Source organism: Pseudomonas sp. Irchel s3h14 (assembly GCF_900187425.1).
Classification (GTDB): Bacteria; Pseudomonadota; Gammaproteobacteria; order Pseudomonadales; family Pseudomonadaceae; genus Aquipseudomonas.
In genome coordinates, this window is record NZ_FYDJ01000018.1 from 84,399 (window position 1) to 104,071 (window position 19,673).

The 19,673-nt window shown below is 59.5% G+C and carries 14 protein-coding genes; 7 read left to right on the top strand and 7 right to left on the bottom strand.

What is annotated here, in order from left to right:
* Positions 1-43: 43 nt before the first annotated feature.
* The gene (locus CKW16_RS25340; protein WP_095131592.1) at positions 44-3,118 is read right to left on the bottom strand and encodes a membrane-targeted effector domain-containing toxin; all 3,075 of its coding nucleotides are present in this window, start codon (positions 3,116-3,118) and stop codon (positions 44-46) included.
* A 137-nt stretch (positions 3,119-3,255) separates the two neighbouring features.
* A complete protein-coding gene (gene treR, locus CKW16_RS25345; RefSeq protein ID WP_095131594.1) occupies positions 3,256-3,960 on the bottom strand; it encodes a trehalose operon repressor in 705 nt (234 codons plus the stop codon).
* 237 nt (positions 3,961-4,197) lie between these two features.
* Between treR and treP the strand changes: the two genes are divergently transcribed.
* The 7 genes from treP (at position 4,198) to tadA (ending at position 13,708) form a co-directional block, all read left to right on the top strand.
* Positions 4,198-5,640, top strand: coding sequence for a PTS system trehalose-specific EIIBC component (gene treP, locus CKW16_RS25350; RefSeq protein WP_095131596.1), 1,443 nt, complete (start codon positions 4,198-4,200; stop codon positions 5,638-5,640).
* A 119-nt stretch (positions 5,641-5,759) separates the two neighbouring features.
* Positions 5,760-7,406, top strand: coding sequence for an alpha,alpha-phosphotrehalase (treC, locus tag CKW16_RS25355; RefSeq protein ID WP_095131598.1), 1,647 nt, complete (start codon positions 5,760-5,762; stop codon positions 7,404-7,406).
* 105 nt (positions 7,407-7,511) lie between these two features.
* Positions 7,512-8,735, top strand: a complete 1,224-nt coding sequence (locus tag CKW16_RS25360; RefSeq protein ID WP_095131601.1) for a carbohydrate porin — start codon at positions 7,512-7,514, stop codon at positions 8,733-8,735.
* Between the two features lie 62 nt (positions 8,736-8,797).
* Positions 8,798-11,326: a phosphoenolpyruvate--protein phosphotransferase gene (gene ptsP, locus CKW16_RS25365; RefSeq protein ID WP_095131603.1), complete on the top strand. Its 2,529-nt coding sequence runs from the start codon at positions 8,798-8,800 to the stop codon at positions 11,324-11,326.
* Between the two features lie 2 nt (positions 11,327-11,328).
* Positions 11,329-11,619, top strand: a complete 291-nt coding sequence (locus tag CKW16_RS25370) for a PTS transporter subunit EIIB (RefSeq protein WP_095131605.1) — start codon at positions 11,329-11,331, stop codon at positions 11,617-11,619.
* A 215-nt stretch (positions 11,620-11,834) separates the two neighbouring features.
* Positions 11,835-13,211 carry a multicopper oxidase family protein gene (locus tag CKW16_RS25375; RefSeq protein ID WP_095131606.1) on the top strand — a complete coding sequence of 459 codons (1,377 nt, stop codon included), beginning with the start codon at positions 11,835-11,837 and terminating at the stop codon, positions 13,209-13,211.
* The gene (gene tadA / locus CKW16_RS25380) at positions 13,211-13,708 is read left to right on the top strand and encodes a tRNA adenosine(34) deaminase TadA (RefSeq protein WP_033061505.1); all 498 of its coding nucleotides are present in this window, start codon (positions 13,211-13,213) and stop codon (positions 13,706-13,708) included. Before CKW16_RS25375 ends, tadA begins: the two co-directional genes overlap by 1 nt.
* A gap of 133 nt (positions 13,709-13,841) precedes the next feature.
* On the opposite strand, the gene cmoB is transcribed toward tadA, so the two are convergent.
* The 5 genes from cmoB to lon all read right to left on the bottom strand — a co-directional run bounded on the left by cmoB (position 13,842) and on the right by lon (position 19,325).
* Positions 13,842-14,798 (bottom strand): tRNA 5-methoxyuridine(34)/uridine 5-oxyacetic acid(34) synthase CmoB, encoded by a 957-nt coding sequence (gene cmoB / locus CKW16_RS25385; RefSeq protein WP_095131608.1) that lies wholly within the window; start codon positions 14,796-14,798, stop codon positions 13,842-13,844.
* Positions 14,795-15,574, bottom strand: a complete 780-nt coding sequence (gene cmoA, locus CKW16_RS25390; protein WP_176471601.1) for a carboxy-S-adenosyl-L-methionine synthase CmoA — start codon at positions 15,572-15,574, stop codon at positions 14,795-14,797. Before cmoA ends, cmoB begins: the two co-directional genes overlap by 4 nt.
* A 91-nt stretch (positions 15,575-15,665) precedes the next feature.
* A complete protein-coding gene (locus tag CKW16_RS25395) occupies positions 15,666-16,310 on the bottom strand; it encodes a lysoplasmalogenase (protein WP_095131610.1) in 645 nt (214 codons plus the stop codon).
* Positions 16,311-16,312: 2 nt separating this feature from the next.
* Positions 16,313-16,705 (bottom strand): protease inhibitor I42 family protein, encoded by a 393-nt coding sequence (locus CKW16_RS25400; protein ID WP_095131613.1) that lies wholly within the window; start codon positions 16,703-16,705, stop codon positions 16,313-16,315.
* A 202-nt stretch (positions 16,706-16,907) separates the two neighbouring features.
* Positions 16,908-19,325: an endopeptidase La gene (gene lon / locus CKW16_RS25405; RefSeq protein WP_095131615.1), complete on the bottom strand. Its 2,418-nt coding sequence runs from the start codon at positions 19,323-19,325 to the stop codon at positions 16,908-16,910.
* Positions 19,326-19,673 lie beyond the last annotated feature (348 nt).

The following is a 19,673-nucleotide window of genomic DNA, read 5'->3' on the forward strand; positions in this document are numbered from 1 at the left end:
CTGAAAGGCCGTGTGAACACTGTTCACACGGCCTTTTTGCGTTTTAGACGCCTGGTAGTCGGACGGGGGTCATGCCCATTCTGTGCAGCGCTGAACTCAAGGCGTCGGGGTTTTGAAAGCGTCGGCCGTTGATCTGCCAGGCATCCCGTTCGACGTAGTACCCATCTGCATCATGCTTGATGGGCGTTCGAACGAGTTTGCCACGGGTGATGATGCCGTTACTGGTGATGACTCTGTTGCTGAGGGTTCTGCTGCGGTGAACCAGAAAGGGTTCACCGGTACTGATGCTGAGGGCGTACATGCCCGGCCTGGGCAGGCCATCCTCCAGCCTTTGCGCCAGGATCACGCTTTTCGGCGTCGGGATTTGCAGCAACAAGTCATTTTTGGCAAAACCGGCTGCTCGCCCGGGAGCCGCGTCGTCGGCCACCCCCGGGTCGACCTTGATACCGCCGAGCTCATCCGGGCCTACGCTTTCAATACGCAACCCGATACTGCCTTCAAGTTCGCTGACACCCGCCACGCCGGCATAGGTATTGGCGTGGCTGTTCCCGACCAATGCCACCCAGCGATGCGCGCCTCTGGCCGTCTGGTCGGCGTCGATGACTTGGCGGGCGAAGAAATTCATCATTTTTTGCCGAAAATTGATGTTTGCCCCCTGAATGCCAGTGCTGCGGTAACTGGCGAGGCAGTCGATGGCCTGAACGCGAATATGGTTTTTTTGCGCCGCCCTGACCACCTGCTCAAAGGTGAATTGTTCGCTGGGGTCAGTCGAAAAACCTGCATCAAGGTCCTTGAGGTAGCTTTCCAGATCCTCGGACATCACTCCAGTGCGGTTGAACACATCCAGGTCAGCCTGATGGAAATCGGTCAGCAGATGCTCCATGTACAGGGTTTTGATCTTTTGTTTGCGCAGCACGCTCATGTTCTCGACCAGAAACTGTTTGCTGCCCACGCTGTCGTGACTTTCACCGATGACCAGGCTCTGTGACCGCTTGAAAAGGGTCTTGATGATGTCCTTGAACTTTGCATTCGCGATGAACGATGGAATGGTCGGTCTGGGTTGCAGCGGCGGTTGCGAATAGAAGGTCACGGCGTCGTTGTGCAGCGTTCGGCGCAGTCTCTTGAAGGCTTCCAGCTCATCGTCCGGATTGTTTGGATTGACAAAGCCGTCCTTCAAATCCCCCTTCGAGGCCATACCCTTGGCCGCCTGTTTGAGGGCTGGCTTGAGGTCCTGCGGGACATCGTATGCAGTCGCCGGGGCATCGAAGTCCGGGAGTGGCGGCTCGGCCCTGGCAAGCAGATCGGCAAACAGATCGGCAAACTTGCCCCCGCCCACCAGGCCGGGACGCATGAGGGGCACCCATTCACCCAGTTCATCCAGGCGCACCGGTATATTGCGATAAAAGGAGTAAGGATTGACCGGGTCAATGATTGCCCAGGTTTTCAGTTCGTTGCTGTAGCGCACCAGGTAGAAACTGTCACCGATGGCAATGTAATTACCGCCTGTCTCAGGCTGATAGATACCTTGAAACTTGCCTTCGGCGTTGATTGGGGAATAGCCATCGAGAATTTCATTGGTTTCAAAAGGAGCCAATATGTCGGAATCGCTTGGGCGGGATGCAATGGCCTCGACGGGGGGATGCACTGTTACGCCCGACTCTCCTGGATCTTTCTCGGCCGTGAGTACCTCCTCGGCTTCTGTTTCTGCTTCCGCTGCTTCTGCGAATTCGGCCGCCCCTCGTAAAAATGGCAAGTTGAACAGCACGTCCACGATACCGAGAATGGCACCTGTGACGGCTGCCTTGCGTTCCGCAGGGGTAGTAGCGTTGATGGCCTGGTCGATGTGAAGCCCGACATTGGCGATGCCAGCGCCGATGACAACCAGCGCTGCCGGCCATGCAAGGGCGGCCATCGGTCCGAAGGTGTGGTTGAAGGCATTGAGATAGCCGATCCACAGTTTTTTCCTGATCTCGCCGTTGGAGTGCAGCAGGTAATTGGCGTCGCTGAGCATGCGCTCATGAGTGGACCGGTTCAGATGGGTGAACGCATCACCGGCAATTTTCTCGCCACGGTAGTGGAGCAAATGATGGTCCGTGGCTGCATATTCACTGGGCAATACCTCATAGGCATGGGTGAGGCCGATATTTTCGGTTTCCGTCTCCTCAAACGCATGAACGATCAAACCAATGCCGGTTAAGTTGGCCAGTTTGTGCCCCAGCGAGGTAGGCTTTTCCTGAAGGATATCTCGCTCTTCCTGTTTGAAGTGCATGAGCATGCGTTCGCGGCCTTCAGCGTCCTTGACCTCATTGACCAGCCATTCGTGCAGCTCCTCGACCTTGTTGAAGCAGTGAAATCCTCTGGGTTCACCCGGAACGTAGAGAATGTTCAGGTCACTGTCGTCAGTGATGCTGAGGATGTCCGTCGACACGAAGTGGTCAATGCAAAACTTGCGGATTGATAAACCGCTGCCTGCTGGCGCCTCGTCCAGCAGCATTTGCCAGGTGAGCGGCCTGCTCACATTTCCGGTGGCCGCCCTGAGCACCAGGGTGAAGTGTTCGCGGGTCAGGTATCCCTTCTCGTAGTCTTCAATGGCTTTGGCAATGAACGTGCACTTGGCCAGCGCACGGAAGTTGTCGCTGTGCTTTTCCCAGAACGTCGCGATGGCCGTTTTGTAACGGTCAGCGAAATTGATATCCCAGAAGGTTTTCAACACATCCCTGGCATGCAGGCGAATCTCGTTGGTTTCATCGTAGTTTCCGGCATTGCCGTCGGCACGGTAGAAACCGCTGTCAACGTCCAGCAGGTCCCCGTTGTCCTGGTCGTGGACGCTGAAACGCTGCATGACCAGTTGCGGGAAGGTCATCGACTCCCTGGGTGTTTCAAACACATGCTGCCAGCCGGTAAAGGTCTTCGAGCTGCTTTGAGCGGCATTAAACCGATGCCAGTAGACCTTGTCGGGTTCGATATCCGTGATGTTGTGCTGGATGAGAATGTCTTTGGCGACCTGGTACGCCATGGCGTACAGGTCGGGGCAATCGGTTACCAGATCAGGGATCAGGGCCTGGAGGGCCTGCGCATCGGTAGCGTTGGGCAGGGTTATGTCTTGAGTGTCGTCCATGATGCTCGCCTTGAGAGGTTGCTGAGGGGGCGCTCACTATCTCAAGGGGCATCGGTTCCATCTGTAAGCTGCTGGGTATCTGGTGGTGGTCTGTTGCTGATAGAAGAAGTAGGGCACGACGAAGGTCTGAGTCAGGCTCAGCGCCGTGCAATGTCAGAAAAGTAAAACTTGTCCAGGGTGTGCCGCGACTCGGTGTACTCGAACTGGCGGCCATCCTGCAAAAACGTCTGGTTGCTGACCACGATCACATGGCTCTGGCCGTCGAGGTCCAGGTGTTGCTGGTCATCCTTGCTCCGCGGCACCGCTTCGATGGTGCGCTGGGCGTAGGCGATTTGTAGTTGCAAGGTCTGTTCGATGAAGGCGTAGATCGAGTGCTCGGCGATGTCTCGGGACAGGCCGGGAATCACGTCGCTGACGAAATGGTTGATGTCGAGGATCACACGTTTGCCGTCGATCCGCCGCACTCGCTTGATCCGGGTAATGAGGCTGCCTTCTTCAGCCTGGATGTGTTCGAGCAGAGAACCTTCGAGGGGGATCTGGCTGAACTCGACCACGTCGGTGCTGACATCGTTGCCCAGGCGCGGGTAGGTCTCCTGGAAGCTGACGATGCCGCCCAGCTGAAATTCGATCGGGTTGGTCGACAGCACGAACGTGCCTTTGCCGTGGACTTTCTGGGCGAAACCGCGCTCCTGAAGTTGCTCGATGGCCTTGCGCACGGTGCCGCGACTGGCCTGGTAGCTCTCCATCAGTTCGGTTTCGGAAGGCAACCGGGCGCCGCGTTCCAGACGTTCGGTCGTGATGCTGGCAAGCAGATCGCTGTAGATCTGGTTGTATTTACTCATGGGGATGGCTCTGTGCCGCGATGTGCTCAAGGTTTCGAACCTTAAGGGCAGGGTAGGGGTTTGTCCATGCGGCGTTAGGTTTCTTTGACTTTTGAGGTAGGAAACATCGCCGCCGGTCGGGTTCAGGATAAACAAATTCAAACTCGTCTGTACGAGTTGTTGCTTTAACTCGTACAGACGAGTACTTTTCGCTTCGGCGTGCTGCCAATAACAAAAAACTACAGCGGAAGAACAAGCATGAGCCACGACTATCCGAATATCGCCAGCGAGCTGCTGCAAAGCCTCGGTGGCAGCGACAACCTCGAGCAGGCCGCGCACTGCGTCACCCGCCTGCGCCTGGCCCTCAAGGACCCGAGCCTGGTCAACAGCGCCACGCTGAACCAGATTGATCTGGTCAAAGGCTCGTTCTTCACCGGCGGCCTGTTCCAGGTGGTTATCGGTCCCGGTGAAGTGGAAAAGGTCTACGCCGAACTGCGTCGTCAAACCGGTCTCGCGGCCTCGACCATCGCCGACGTCAAACAAAAAAGCGCCGACAAGATCAACGCGATGCAGCGTCTGGTGCGGGTGTTTTCCGATGTGTTCATGCCGATTCTGCCGGCGTTGATCATTGCCGGCCTGCTGATGGGCATCAACAACCTGATTGGCGCCAAAGGCATGTTCATCGAGGGCAAGACCCTGCTGGACGCCTATCCGAAGCTTGACGGGCTCTGGAGCCTGATCAACCTGATGGCCAATACCTCATTTGTGTTCCTGCCAGCGCTGGTGGGCTGGTCGGCGGCCAAGCGGTTTGGCGGCAGTGAAATCCTTGGCATCGTGCTCGGCCTGATGCTGGTGCATCCGGACCTGCTCAATGCCTGGAACTACGGCAAAGCGGTAGCCGGGCTGGACGGGCAGAGCCTGCCGTACTTCGACATCCTGGGGTTGTTCCAGATCGAGAAGGTTGGCTATCAGGGACAGATCCTGCCGATCCTGATGGCGGCCTACGTGATGAGCGTCATCGAAAAATGGCTGCGGGCACGGGTGCCGAACGCGGTGCAATTGCTGGTGGTGCCGATCACTACCATCGTTGTGACCGGCGTGCTGGCGCTGGCAGTGATCGGCCCGGTGACCCGGCATCTGGGGATTATTATCACCGAAGGCGTGGTCATGCTGTTTGACCTGGCGCCAATGGTCGGCGGGGCGATTTTCGGTTTGCTCTACGCGCCGCTGGTGATTACCGGCATGCACCACATGTTCCTCGCGGTCGACTTGCAGCTGATCTCCACCCAGGGCGGCACCTTTATCTGGCCGATGATCGTCATGTCCAATCTGGCCCAAGGCAGCGCGGCACTGGCGGTGTTCTACATGACCCGTAACGTGCGGGACAAAAGCATGGCCTCGACCTCGGCGATTTCCGCTTACTTCGGCATCACCGAACCGGCCATGTTCGGGGTCAACCTGCGCTACAAATTTCCGTTTTATGCAGCCCTGATCGGCTCGGCCATGGGTTGCATCTTCCTGTCGCTGAACAAGGTCCAGGCCTCGGCGATCGGCGTCGGCGGCTTGCCCGGTTTTATCTCGATCATTCCGCAGTTCATTCCAATGTTCGTGATCGGGATGGTCATTGCCATGGTCGTGCCGTTTGTTCTGACCTGCGGGTTGAGCATGAAGATTGTTCGGCCCGGGTATCGGGTTGCCTGACAGATCGCTATCGCGAGCAGGCTCGCTCCCACAGGTTGACCGCATTCCAAATGTGGGAGCGGGCTTGCTCGCGAAGAGGCCCTCAAGGCCGATACAAAACTTACTGAAGGAATCCCGCCATGCAAGACTGGCAACGTTCGGTGATCTACCAGATCTACCCGAAGAGTTTTCACAGCCACGCCGGCAACCCCACGGGTGATTTGCTTGGCGTTGTGGCCAAGCTCGATTACCTGCACTGGCTGGGTGTCGATTGCCTGTGGATCACGCCGTTCCTGCGTTCGCCCCAGCGCGACAACGGCTACGACATCAGTGATTACTACGCCATCGACCCGAGTTACGGGACCATGGCCGATTGCGAATTGCTGATCGCCGAGGCCGGCAAGCGCGGGATCAAGCTGATGCTCGATATCGTGGTCAACCACACCTCCATCGAGCACACCTGGTTCCAGCAGGCCCGCAGCAGCCTCGACAACCCGTACCGGGATTTCTACATCTGGCGCGACCAGCCGAACAACTGGGAGTCCAAGTTCGGTGGTTCGGCGTGGGAGTACGAAGCCCAGACCGGTCAGTATTACCTGCACCTGTTCGATCACACTCAGGCCGACCTGAACTGGGACAACCCCAAGGTGCGCGCCGAAGTCTTCAAGATGATGCGTTTCTGGCGCGACAAGGGCGTAGGCGGGTTCCGTCTGGACGTGATCAACCTGATCTCCAAACCGGAGGACTTCCCTGAGGACAACACCGACGGTCGACGCTTCTACACCGATGGCCCGAATGTCCACGACTACTTGCAGCAAATGCACCGCGAAGTCTTCGAAGGCCATGACCTGATCAACGTCGGCGAAATGTCTTCCACCAGCCTGGAACACTGCATTCGTTACTCGCGGCCAGAGTCGAAAGAGCTGTCGATGACCTTCAACTTCCATCACCTGAAGGTCGATTATCCGAACCTGCAGAAGTGGGTCCGCGCCGATTTCGACTTCTTGCAACTCAAGTGCATTCTCTCCGATTGGCAAACCGGCATGCAGGCCGGCGGTGGCTGGAATGCGCTGTTCTGGTGTAACCACGACCAGCCACGGGTGGTCTCGCGTTTTGGTCATGACGGCGAATATCGGGAGATCTCGGCGAAGATGCTCGGCACGGCGCTGCATTTCCTCCAGGGCACGCCGTTCGTGTACCAGGGCGAGGAACTGGGCATGACCAATCCGGGCTTCGATCACATCGATCAGTACCGCGATGTCGAGACGCTGAACATCTTCCGGCTCAAACGCGAGGCGGGGGCGAGCGACGCCGACAACATGGCGGCGATCATGCAGAAGTCCCGGGACAACGGCCGCACGCCGATGCACTGGAATGCCGAGCCTAATGCCGGTTTCAGTGCTGGTGAGCCGTGGATCGGGGTGCCGGCGAACGCCGAGCAGATCAATGTCGCCACTCAGCTCGATGACCCGGATTCGGTGCTGCATCACTACCGTCAACTGATCGCCCTGCGCCGCAGTGAAGCGCTGATGTCCGACGGTATTTACCGGCAACTGTTGCCCGAACACACGCAAATCTGGGCGTACGTGCGTGAAGGTGATGGCGAGCGTTTGCTGGTGTTGAATAACTTCTACGGGACACCGTGCGAAGTCGACCTGCCGGATGAAGTGATCAGCGAAGCGATGGCCCAGCGTCTGGTCATCAGCAATTACCCGGACTGTCCGACGCGAAATCGGCAGGTCCTCTTACGGCCTTATGAGTCGTTCGTGCTGCATATGACCGACTGACCGACCGCAAAAAAACACTGACTCAAAAAACACGCAGAACGCTGCGCGGGGGAGTTTTGCGCGCCGATTTTGCCGCTGCACACAATAAAAATAATGGGGTAGCTCTTGAAAACAACAATAAATCGCAGTCTTGTGGCCGCGAGCGTATGCCTGGCTTTGCCTCTTACGGCCCAGGCGCTGGAGTTCGCCGGTTACTTGCGTAGCGGCGTCGGCACCTCGGTCAACAGCGATAAACAGCAGTGTTTCCAGCTACCGGGCGCGCAGACTAAATACCGCTTGGGCAACGAATGTGAGCAGTACGCTGAACTGGAATTGCGCCAGGATCTGTACACCCTGGATGACGGCTCGGTGCTGAGCGTCGATGGCATGGCGTCGTTGTACAACCAGTACGACAAGGACCTGACCTTCAACGGTGACAACGGCTCGGTGCGGCTGCCGCAGGCGTACGCGCAATGGTCGAACATGCCCAGCCTCAACGGCGGTTCGCTGTGGGCTGGTCGGCGTTACTACAAACGGAACGATATCCACATTTCCGACTTCTACTATTGGAACCAGAGCGCCACCGGCGGCGGTATCGAGGACGTGCTGATCGGCGATCTGAAATACAGCTACGCCTTCTCGCGCAAGGACAACCTGTATCAGAAGGACTACATCAACCGTCACGACTTCAACGTCGCCGGTTTCAACACCAACCCCGGCGGTGAACTGGAGTTTGGCCTGAGTTACATCGACAAACCCGACAGCCGCGACGCTCACCATGGCTGGGCGATCACCACCCAGCATGTGCAGAAAGGTTTTCTGGGCGGCAAGAACAAACTCGCGTTCCAGTACGGCGAAGGGCCCGGCACCGGGTTGGGCTATACCGGTAACGTGAAGCTGGACGACAGCAGCAAAAGCTACCGGGTGGTGGAGTTCTTCGACTGGCAAGTGACGCCGCGATTTGGCGGACAGATCGAGGCGGTCTATCAGAAAGACATTCGCCCGGACGGCGCTGACCAGAACTGGATTTCCCTGGGCGTTCGCCCGACTTATGCGCTCACCGAGCAATTCAAACTGGTGACCGAATTGGGTCACGATCAGGTCGAAGCCACGGGCGGCACGCGCAAGCTGAGCAAGTTCACCTTCGCTCCGACCTGGTCGCCCAAAGGTCCGGAATTCTGGGCTCGCCCTGAGGTGCGTCTGTATTACACCTATGCGAGCTGGAACGAGGCGGCCAAACGGGCGGCCAATGAACTGGCGCAGGGTTCGGCATTGTCCGACACCGGCGCCTTCGGCACAGCGCGACACGGTTCGAACGTCGGATTGCAGGTCGAGTATTGGTGGAAATAAGCGATGCTGTCGGAGCCTCGCGCTCCATCAGCACTTCAAAGAACAAAACAGCAGGTGACGTCATGGCCACACCCCAACAATTGCAACTGCTGGCACCTTTGTCCGGCGTGCTGATGCCGCTGGACCAGGTGCCCGATCAGGTGTTTTCCAGTCGCGTGATCGGCGACGGTCTGTGCATCGATCCGACTTCGCAAACCTTGTGCGCACCGCTGGCCGGGGTGATCAGCAATGTGCAGGTCAGTGGGCATGCCGTCAGCATCACCGACGACAATGGCGTGCAGGTGTTGATGCACATTGGCCTCGACACGGTGAACCTGGCCGGGAAGGGGTTCACCCGGTTGGTGGAGGAGGGCCAGCGGGTTGAAGTTGGGCAGTCGCTGATCGAGTTCGATGCCGATTACATTGCCTTGAACGCCCGCAGTTTGTTGACCTTGATGCTGGTGGTCAGCGGTGAACCGTTCACTTGGCTGACACCGGAAACGGGTTTGGTAGACAGTGGCCAGCCGCTACTGAGCTTGAAGCCCATCGAGCAGACAACGGATGAGCCGGTGTCGGAAGAGGGCGAAGCACTGTTTTCCAAACCGGTGACACTCGCCAATCCGAACGGCTTGCATGCCCGTCCGGCAGCGGTGTTCGCTCAGGCGGCAAAAGGGTTTTCGGCGAGCATTTACCTGCATAAACAGCAGGAGAGTGCGAACGCGAAATCGTTGGTGGCAATCATGGCGTTGCAGACGGCTCACGGTGATGTTGTGCAAGTCAGCGCGGCCGGCCCGGATGCTGAAGCGGCGATCAAGACGCTGGCCGAATTGCTGACCGCCGGGTGTGGCGAGACGGTCGCCGTGATGGCAGAAGTCGAGACGGTTGAAGCTTCATCGCTGAACGTTTTGCGCGGAGTCTGTGCCTCGGCGGGTTCGGCGTTTGGCCAGGTTGTGCAGATCGCCGAGCAAACACTTGAAGTGAGCGAGTTCGGCGTCGGTCCGCAGCTTGAGCGAGAGCATCTGTCTCGGGCTTTGGCAGCAGCGGCGCTGGCCTTGCAGCAGCTGCGCGACAACGCCACCGGTGACGCTCAGGCAGAGATTTTCAAGGCGCACCAGGAACTGCTTGAAGACCCGAGTCTGCTGGATCAGACCGAGGCGCTGATCATCGACGGCAAAAGTGCCGGGTTCGCCTGGCGCGCAGCCACCGAGTCGACGGCAACCTTGTTCAAAAGCCTGGGCAATGCCTTGCTGGCGGAGCGGGCGGCGGACCTGGCCGATGTCGGCCAGCGGGTGCTCAAGCTGATCCTCGGCGTACAGGATCAGGCGATGGAGCTGCCTGAAGGGGCGATCCTGATCGCCGAACAACTGACGCCGTCACAGACCGCCGGACTCGATACCCGCAAGGTACTGGGATTCGCCACGGTTGGTGGCGGCGCTACCAGCCACGTCGCGATCCTCGCGCGGGCGTCCGGTTTGCCGGCGATCTGCGGGTTGCCCGTTCAGGTGCTGGCGCTGGCCAACGGCACCCAAGTGTTGCTCGACGCCGACAAGGGCGAGCTGCATCTGGCCCCGGATCTGGCGGCCATCGAGCAGCTTCAGGCCAATCGTCAGCGCCAGCAGAAGCGCCATCAATATGAGCTGGTGCACGCTGCGCTGGCGGCTTGTACCCGCGATGGTCATCACATTGAAGTGACGGCCAACGTCGCTTCTCTGACCGAAGCCGAGCAGGCCATGACACTGGGCGGAGAAGGCGTCGGACTGTTGCGTTCGGAGTTTCTTTATCTGGACCGCAACCATGCGCCGAGCCATGACGAACAGGCATCCACCTACAGCGCCATCGCCCGCGCCTTGGGGCCGGCGCGCAATCTGGTGGTGCGGACTCTGGATGTCGGCGGTGACAAACCGTTGGCCTACGTGCCGATGGACAGCGAAACCAACCCGTTCCTCGGCATGCGCGGAATTCGTTTGTGTCTGGAGCGCCCGCAGCTGTTGCGCGATCAGTTCAAAGCGATCCTGAGCAGCGCCGGGCTGGCCCGTCTGCACATCATGTTGCCCATGGTCACGCAGCTGTCGGAGTTGCGACGGGCCCGGCAGCTGCTTGAGGAAGAGGCGCTGGCATTGGGTCTTACCGAGCTGCCGAAACTGGGGATCATGATCGAAGTGCCGGCAGCGGCACTGATGGCCGATCTGTTTGCGCCGGAAGTGGATTTCTTCTCGATCGGCACCAACGACCTGACCCAATACACCTTGGCCATGGACCGCGATCACCCGCGCCTGGCCAGTCAGGCCGACAGTTTTCATCCGTCGGTGCTGCGTTTGATTGCCAGCACCGTGAAGGCCGCCCACGCCCATGGCAAATGGGTCGGTGTGTGTGGCGCCATGGCGTCCGAGACGCTGGCGGTGCCGTTGTTGCTGGGACTTGGGGTGGATGAACTGTCGGTGAGCGTGCCGTTGATTCCGGCAATCAAAGCGGCGGTTCGCGAAGTGGATCTGGTGGACTGCCAGGCCATCGCCCAGCAAGTGCTGGGCCTGGAAAGCGCCGAGCAAGTGCGCGAGGCGTTGCGGTTGTATCACGAGGCGACGGTCGATACTTCACTGGTACTGGAGAACTGAACATGTTCGAGAAAATGCAGCGGGCGTTCTGGAAAGCGTTAACGCCAGATCTGGTGGTGGATGAGCCGAACGTGGTTGCTCAGCCTGTTTCTGGTCTGGCCCCGGATATCGTCGCCGCGCTGGGCGGAATGGATAACCTCAAGTCGCAGCAGCCGGTGGCGCTGACCCGGGTTCGGGTGGCGTTGCGGGATGTGGCGCGGATGGATCGGCAGGCATTAAATGTGGCAGGTGTGCCGGGAGTCATGATGCTGGAAGACGGCGTGGTGCATCTGATCACCGGCCTCGCACACTGATCGTTCCCATGCTCTGCGTGGGAATGCCTCTAGGGACGCTCCGCGTCCAGTGACGCGGAGCGTCACGGGCTGCATTCCCACGCAGAGCGTGGGAACGATCGCATCTGCTGCGGCCATCCGCCGCGCCACCCTTACTGTTTCTCAACCGCAGGTGTATCGTATTCGCCTTTTACAGGCCCACGGGCCTGTCGCTGATACGTGAGGTAGTTGAGTTCATGTCCTTTACCCGTCGCCAAATCCTCGGTGGCCTGGCCGGTCTTGTTGTCGTTGGTGTCGGAGCGGGGGGCGCGTCGCGGTACTGGTTGGGCAAGATGGCCGATGCCGACGCGGGCCACGATTATGAGCTGATCGCCGCACCGCTGGACGTCGAACTGGTGGCCGGGCACAAGACCGAAGCCTGGGCGTTCGGCCCGTCGGCGCCGGGCACCGAGTTGCGCGTGCGTCAGGGCGAATGGCTGCGGGTACGTTTCATCAACCACCTGCCGGTTGCCACCACCATTCACTGGCACGGCATCCGCCTGCCGCTGGAAATGGACGGCGTGCCCTACGTCTCGCAGCTTCCAGTGCTGCCGGGCGAATACTTCGACTACAAATTCCGAGTGCCCGACGCCGGCAGCTACTGGTATCACCCGCATGTGAACAGCAGCGAAGAACTCGGTCGCGGGCTGGTCGGCCCGTTGATCATCGAAGAGCGCGAGCCTAATGGCTTCAAGTACGAAAAGACTTTGAGCCTCAAGAGCTGGCACGTCGATGAAGAGGGCGCTTTTGTCGCGTTCAGCATTCCTCGCGAAGCGGCCCGTGGTGGCACGGCGGGGCGTCTGTCGACCATCAACGGTGTCGCGCAAGCGGTGATCGAATTGCCCGCCGGGCAGATCACCCGGGTGCGCCTGCTCAACCTCGATAACACCCTGACTTACCGCCTCAATATTCCTGGCGTCGAAGCGCAGATCTATGCGCTGGACGGCAACCCCATCGAACCGCGCCCGTTGGGCAAGGAATACTGGCTCGGCCCGGGCATGCGTATTTGCTTGGCGATCAAGGCACCGCCGGCCGGTGAAGAGCTGTCCCTGCGCAATGGCCCGGTACGACTGGGCACGTTCCGTTCGGTGGCGAACACCGATACACCGACCGAGTGGCCACCCGCACTGCCCGCCAACCCGGTGGCCGAGCCGGACCTGGCCAATGCGGAGAAACTCAACTTCAATTTCGAATGGGTAGGCTCGGTGTCGGTCAATGTCGAAAACGGCAAGCCGCCAAGCCTGTGGCAGATCAACGGCAAGGCCTGGGACATTACCGACAAAACCTGCGCCGACCGCCCGATTGCCAAGCTCGAAAAGGGCAAGAGCTACATTTTTGAATTGAAGAACATGACTCAGTATCAACACCCGATTCATCTGCACGGCATGAGCTTCAAGGTCATTGCCTCGAACCGGCACAAGGTCATTCCGTACTTTACCGACACTTACCTGTTGGGCAAGAACGAGCGCGCGCAAGTGGCGCTGGTGGCGGATAACCCAGGGATCTGGATGTTCCACTGCCATGTGATCGACCACATGGAAACCGGCCTGATGGCCGCCATCGAGGTGGCGTGATGCGTCAGATACGTCCGACAGCAATCATCGACCGCAGCCGTGATCGTGACTTCATGCGCGAAGCCCTGGCCCTGGCCGCCCAAGGCGCGGCGCTCGGTGAAGTGCCGGTGGGCGCGGTGCTGGTGCAGGACGGTGAAATCATCGGTCGGGGTTTCAACTGCCCGATCAGCGGCAACGACCCGAGTGCTCACGCCGAGATGGTCGCGATCCGCGCGGCCGCGTTGGCCGCCAGCAACTATCGTCTGCCCGGCAGTACGCTGTACGTGACGCTTGAGCCGTGCAGCATGTGCGCCGGGCTGATCGTGCATTCGCGGATTGCGCGGGTGGTGTATGGGGCGCTGGAACCGAAGGCCGGGATTGTGCAGAGTCAGGGGCAGTTTTTTACCCAGGGCTTTTTGAATCACCGGGTGCTTTACGAAGGCGGGGTGTTGGCTGAGGAGTGCGGGGCGGTGCTGAGCGAGTTCTTCAAGGCCCGAAGAGCCAAACCAACAGACTAAACACCGAACTAATGTGGGAGCGGGCTTGCTCGCGAAAGCGGTAGATCAGTCAACATTTCTGCTGAATGTTAAACCGCTTTCGCGAGCAAGCCCGCTCCCACATTTGATCTCCATTGGCAGGGAGATCGGGGTTTTACTTGCGGGCCACGATGACCGCACGCATCGGCGCCGGCAGCCCTTCAACCGTCTTGCTGTGATCCTCCGGGTCAAGGAAATCGCTCAGCGACTGATACTTCATCCACTCTGTCCCGCGCTGTTCCTCGACCGTCGTCACGCTCACGTCCACACAACGAACATCCGTGAACCCGGCCCGGCGCAGCCACAGTTCCAGCGCCGGCACCGACGGCAGGAACCACACGTTACGCATCTGCGCATAACGGTCTTCCGGCACCAATACCTGCTGCTGATCGCCCTCGATCACCAGGGTCTCCAGCACCAACTCGCCGCCTTTGACCAGGCAATCCTTCAGCGCCAGCAAATGCTCGATCGGCGAGCGGCGGTGATAGAACACGCCCATGGAAAACACGGTGTCAAAGCCTTCCAGATTCGGCGGCAGGTCTTCGAAAGGGAATGGCAGGTGCCAGGCATTGGGCTCGGACAGGTAACGCTGCACCGCCTGGAACTGGCAGAAGAACAGCCAGTTCGGATCGACGCCGATCACGCTGTCGGCACCCGCGCCGAGCATGCGCCACATGTAATAGCCATTGCCGCAACCGACATCGAGGATGCGTTTGCCCTTCAGATCCAGATGCGGGGCGACCCGCGACCACTTCCAGTCCGAACGCCATTCAGTGTCGACATGCACGCCAAACAAATCGAATGGCCCTTTGCGCCACGGCGACAAACCCATCAGCGCAGTGCGCATTTGTGCACGGGTTTCGTCATCGCAATCGGTGTCCAGCGTCAGGCCGTTAAGCAGATCAACTTCGCTCGGCTGAATCTTCGGCAAAGCGTCCAGCGCACTCTGCCAGCGCTCCAGATCGCCGTGACCCTTTTCCATTTTCTTGTCGAGCTGACGCTGCAGGGTGTTGGCCCAATCGGCCAGCGGGGTGCCGGCCAGACGGCGGGCGAGGGGGGACAGATCAATCATGGCAAGGCAATCAACGAGGCAAAGTTAAGACACTGGAACCACGGCACGACTTTCGAGAACCCGGCGGCCAACAGGCGCTCGCGGTGTTCTTCGAGGCTGTCGGGCTTCATGACGTTTTCGATGGCGCTGCGCTTTTGGGCGATCTCGAGTTCGCTGTAGCCGTTGGCGCGTTTGAACGCGACGTGCAGATCGGTGAGCAACGCGTGTTCTTCGGGATCGTTGAAGCGCAGCTTCTCCGAGAGTATCAGCGCGCCACCGGGCAACAGCGATTGGCGGATACGCGAGAGCAACGCGGTGCGTTGCTCCGGGGCGATGAATTGCAGGGTGAAGTTCAGCGCCACCACCGAGGCGGGCTGGAATTCGAGGGCAAGGATGTCGCCTTCGATCACTTCCACCGGCAGCAGCTCCTGGAACATCGAGTCCTGACCATTGAGGTACTCGCGGCAGCGTTCAACCATCGCCGCCGAGTTATCCACAGCGATGACGCGGCAGCCGTCTGTGCGCACATGGCGGCGCAGCGCCTGAGTCACGGCGCCCAAGGACGAGCCGAGGTCGTAGAGCACGCTGTTGGGCTGGGCGAACTGCGCGGCGAGCACGCCAAGGTTTTCAACAATGGTCGGATAACCCGGCACCGAGCGCTTGATCATGTCCGGGAACACCCGCACCACGTCCTCGTTAAAGGCGAAGTCAGGCACCTGGGCCAAAGGCTGGGCGAAAAGGCGATCGGGTTCTTTGCTCACGGCGGTTCCGGCGGCGTAGGTGGAAAAGGCCGGCATTTTAGCCAAATTGACGGGGGGATGCGCGGGTTGTCTGATAAACCGCCGGGGTGGACGCACTGATCGTTCCCACGCGGAGCGTGGGAACGATCTAAAGCGGGCGGTGAGTGGATTGAGAAAAGGCCGACGCCGCAATTCCCCATTGCCCCAACCAATAGCTGAGGATGATGACGTAAGGTGCGGCATGAAACGGCGCGACGAATCGATTGATGCCAATCACGCTGTCCGAAAACACAAACGCCACCGCACCTGCCGCCGCCAGCAGCGCCGAGCGTTTGGGCACGTCGGTGCCGAGTCTGGCCAATGCGCGCCAAAGCATGGCGCTGATGGCCAGACCGTAGACGATCACCGGGATGAGCAGCGGACCCAGCCCATTGGAGATCAATATCCCCAACAACACCGCGCCGACGCCCACAGCGATGATCAGCGGTAACAGCGCCAACCGCCGGCAATCACTCAAGTAGGCCTTCAGATACGCCAGATGCGCGACCAAAAACGCCCCAAGCCCAAACACAAACAAATCCCCCGGCCACGCCAGCAACACATCACCGAGCAGGGAGAAAATCAGTCCGAGGCTGATCCAGCGACGGTATTCGCTGGGCGGTGCGTCATGCAACCAGCCGAGCAAGGCCAAAACCGGCAGCGGCTTTACCAGCAAGCAGAGCAGCGCGGCGTGCACGCTCACGCCGTAGAGAAAGGTCACCGCGCCCATCAGCGCCAGAATCAGCCAGCCCACGATCAGTTAACCGAGATCGCGCAGTCGAAGGTTTCCACCGCCGGTACTTCCGGTGCCCATGGCTGTGAGTAGGTCAGGCGCAAACGGCCCGTGCCCGCGGCAAAGGACTGGAAGCGCCAGGTCGAAATGCCGGCGCTGCCGACGATCCCCGCGTCTTGCGGATTGCTGTAAACCTCGGGGCTGAGTGCGCGCAATACGCCACCGGCCGAATCCTGGATCGCCCAGCGGTAACCCGTGGTCGGGTTGCTTGGCAGGGTCAGGATCAGGTTTTGCCCGCTGTGCAGTTGCACTGGGCATTCGCTTTGTTTTTCCACGGTCACGTTCTGTTTCGGTTGCGTGGCGCACGCGGCCAGCAAGGAGAGGGCGAGGGGGACAAACAGGCGGGTGGGGGACATAAGGTCAGTGGCTCCGGCATTCACGACGAACGGCGAGCATAACTGAAGATGAGACAAATTGTGACGGCGCTGCGGGAGATGATCGTTCCCACGCTCTGCGTGGGAATGCATCCTGTGACGCTCTGCGTCACGCTTGTGAAGGGACGCGGAGCGTCCCGGGCGGCATTCCCACGCAGAGCGTGGGAACGATCAGGTTGTGGGGTTAGAACAGAATTTTTGCCACATCGGCAAACCGCTTGGCGAAATGCACGGTAATCCCTTCTTTCAGATAATCCGGCAATTCTTCAAAGCTGCCACGATTAGGCTCCGGCAGGATCAATTCGAAGATCTTCTGCCGCCGCGCTGCAATCACCTTCTCGCGCACCCCGCCAATCGGCAGTACATGCCCGGTCAACGTCAGTTCGCCGGTCATGGCGATGCCTTTTTTCGGTGCCTGGTTGCGGGCGAGCGAGAGCAGGGCGCTGGCCATGGTCACGCCGGCGCTCGGGCCATCTTTCGGGGTGGCGCCTTCCGGGACGTGCAGGTGGACGAAGGCTTCGTCGAAGAACTTCGGATCACCGCCGAACGACTTCAGATTGGAGCTGACGTAGCTGTAGGCAATTTCTGCCGACTCCTTCATTACATCGCCCAATTGCCCGGTGAGTTTGAAGCCACGATTCAGGGTGTGAATGCGCGTGGCTTCGATCGGCAAGGTCGCGCCGCCCATGCTGGTCCAGGCCAGCCCGGTGATGACGCCGGTACCGGACAGCACTTGCTCGTTGCGGAAGACTGGATGGCCGAGTGAGGATTCGAGGTCTTTGGGGCCGAGCTTGATCACCGCTTTCGGCTCGTCGATCAGTTTCACCACGGCTTTGCGCACCAGTTTGCCCAGTTGTTTTTCCAACTGCCGCACGCCGGCTTCACGGGCGTATCCGTCGATCAACGCTTTGAGGGCGCTGTCGCTGATACTCAGGCTGCCTTTGGACACGCCGGCCTTTTCCAGTTGCTTGGGCCATAGGTGACGTTTGGCGATGGCGATTTTTTCTTCGGTGATGTAACCCGACAGGCGAATCACTTCCATCCGGTCCAGCAACGGGCCGGGGATCGAGTCCAGGGTGTTGGCGGTGCAGATGAACAGCACTTTCGACAGGTCCAGACGCAAGTCCAGGTAGTGGTCGAGGAATTCGACGTTCTGTTCCGGGTCGAGGGTTTCCAGCAGCGCCGAGGCCGGGTCGCCCTGGTAGCTCTGGCCCATTTTGTCGATCTCGTCGAGCATGATCACCGGGTTCATCACTTCGACATCTTTCAACGCATGGACGAGTTTGCCCGGCTGCGCGCCGATGTAGGTGCGGCGATGGCCCTTGATCTCGGCTTCGTCGCGCATGCCGCCGAGGCTGAAGCGGTAGAACGGCCGACCGAGGGATTCGGCGATGGATTTGCCGACACTGGTTTTACCTACGCCCGGCGGGCCGACCAACAGCACGATGGAGCCGCTGATCTCGCCTTTGTAGGCTCCGACGGCGAGGAACTCGAGGATGCGGTCCTTGATGTCGTCGAGGCCGGCATGATGTTTGTCCAACACCTTGCGTGCGTGCTTGAGGTCGAGTTTGTCCTCGCCGTATACGCCCCACGGCACCGAGGTCGCCCAGTCGAGGTAGTTGCGGGTGACCGCATACTCCGGCGAACCGGTTTCGAGGATCGACAGTTTGTTCATTTCCTCTTCGACGCGTTTTTGCGCCTGAGCGGGCAGAACCTTGCCTTCCAGTCGCTGTTCGAACTGCTCGATGTCAGCGCTGCGGTCGTCCTTGGTCAGCCCCAGCTCTTGCTGGATGACCTTGAGCTGTTCCTTGAGGAAGAACTCGCGCTGATGCTCGCCAATCTTGCGGTTAACTTCGGCGGAAATCTCTTTTTGCAGGCGTGCGACTTCGACTTCCTTGCGCAGCATCGGCAGGACTTTTTCCATGCGTTTGAGCATGGGTACGCAGTCGAGCACCTCTTGCAGCTCGCTGCCGGTGGCTGATGTGAGGGCGGCGGCGAAGTCGGTCAGCGGCGACGGATCGTTGGGACTGAAGCGGTTGAGGTAGTTCTTCAGCTCTTCGCTGTACAGCGGGTTGAGCGGCAGCAGTTCCTTGATCGCGTTGATCAGCGCCATGCCGTAGGCCTTGACCTCGTCGGTCGGCTCGGTGGGCTGGTGCGGGTATTCGACTTCGACAAGATATGGCGGGCGATGGTGTTTGAGCCAGGTGCGAATGCGCACGCGAGTCAGGCCTTGGGCGACGAATTGCAGTTTGCCGTTTTCGCGACTGGCGTGGTGCACCTTGACCAGGGTGCCGTAGAGCGGCAGGGCTGAGGTGTCGAAATGGCGCGGGTCTTCCTGGGGCGTGTCCATGTAGAACAGGGCCAGGGAGTGGTGATCGGATTTGCTCACCAGGTCGAGGGTTTCGGCCCACGGTTCTTCATTGACGATGACCGGCAGTACTTGGGCCGGGAAGAACGGGCGGTTGTGGATCGGGATGATGTAGACCTTGTCCGGCAGGTTCTGGCCTGGCAGGGCGAGGCCTTTGCCGGTGGAGTGGTGTTCGGCGTTCTCTGGGTCGGCGTATTCGCTCGGGTCTTCGGGGAATTCTTGCTGGTCGCTCATGGGGCACCTGCGCAATTGGGTATGGGTGTTAGATGGGGCAGGTGGGGGGTGGTTTCAATGGCTCGGGATATTTCTGGGTGTGTGTTCAGGGTTTTGACAGGTGCGTTTGACTTGGCGGCCTTTGGGCCGACCATGTTGGTGGTTGACCGGGTGTATATCCGTTTCTGCGGTAACGGCCACTTAGGGTTTCGCCCTTACGGCGACTCACTTTTTTTTCAAACCCCTCCGTGTCAGGCTACCTGTCGCCCTTGTTGATTGACTCAATCATTCAAGAGGGCGAAGGTGAATAACAAATGTCCAAAATGGGCAAGCGATACGAAAGCGACTTCAAAGACTGGGTCGTTCTGC

What these genes read in the sequence shown, in the direction of transcription:
- CKW16_RS25340 (WP_095131592.1), bottom strand. Translation starts at nt 3,118, where the DNA reads ATGGACGACACTCAAGACATAACCCTGCCCAACGCTACCGATGCGCAG.
- treR (WP_095131594.1), bottom strand. Translation starts at nt 3,960, where the DNA reads ATGAGTAAATACAACCAGATCTACAGCGATCTGCTTGCCAGCATCACG.
- treP (WP_095131596.1), top strand. Translation starts at nt 4,198, where the DNA reads ATGAGCCACGACTATCCGAATATCGCCAGCGAGCTGCTGCAAAGCCTC.
- treC (WP_095131598.1), top strand. Translation starts at nt 5,760, where the DNA reads ATGCAAGACTGGCAACGTTCGGTGATCTACCAGATCTACCCGAAGAGT.
- ptsP (WP_095131603.1), top strand. Translation starts at nt 8,798, where the DNA reads ATGGCCACACCCCAACAATTGCAACTGCTGGCACCTTTGTCCGGCGTG.
- CKW16_RS25370 (WP_095131605.1), top strand. Translation starts at nt 11,329, where the DNA reads ATGTTCGAGAAAATGCAGCGGGCGTTCTGGAAAGCGTTAACGCCAGAT.
- CKW16_RS25375 (WP_095131606.1), top strand. Translation starts at nt 11,835, where the DNA reads ATGTCCTTTACCCGTCGCCAAATCCTCGGTGGCCTGGCCGGTCTTGTT.
- tadA (WP_033061505.1), top strand. Translation starts at nt 13,211, where the DNA reads ATGCGTCAGATACGTCCGACAGCAATCATCGACCGCAGCCGTGATCGT.
- cmoB (WP_095131608.1), bottom strand. Translation starts at nt 14,798, where the DNA reads ATGATTGATCTGTCCCCCCTCGCCCGCCGTCTGGCCGGCACCCCGCTG.
- cmoA (WP_176471601.1), bottom strand. Translation starts at nt 15,574, where the DNA reads ATGCCGGCCTTTTCCACCTACGCCGCCGGAACCGCCGTGAGCAAAGAA.
- CKW16_RS25400 (WP_095131613.1), bottom strand. Translation starts at nt 16,705, where the DNA reads ATGTCCCCCACCCGCCTGTTTGTCCCCCTCGCCCTCTCCTTGCTGGCC.
- lon (WP_095131615.1), bottom strand. Translation starts at nt 19,325, where the DNA reads ATGAGCGACCAGCAAGAATTCCCCGAAGACCCGAGCGAATACGCCGAC.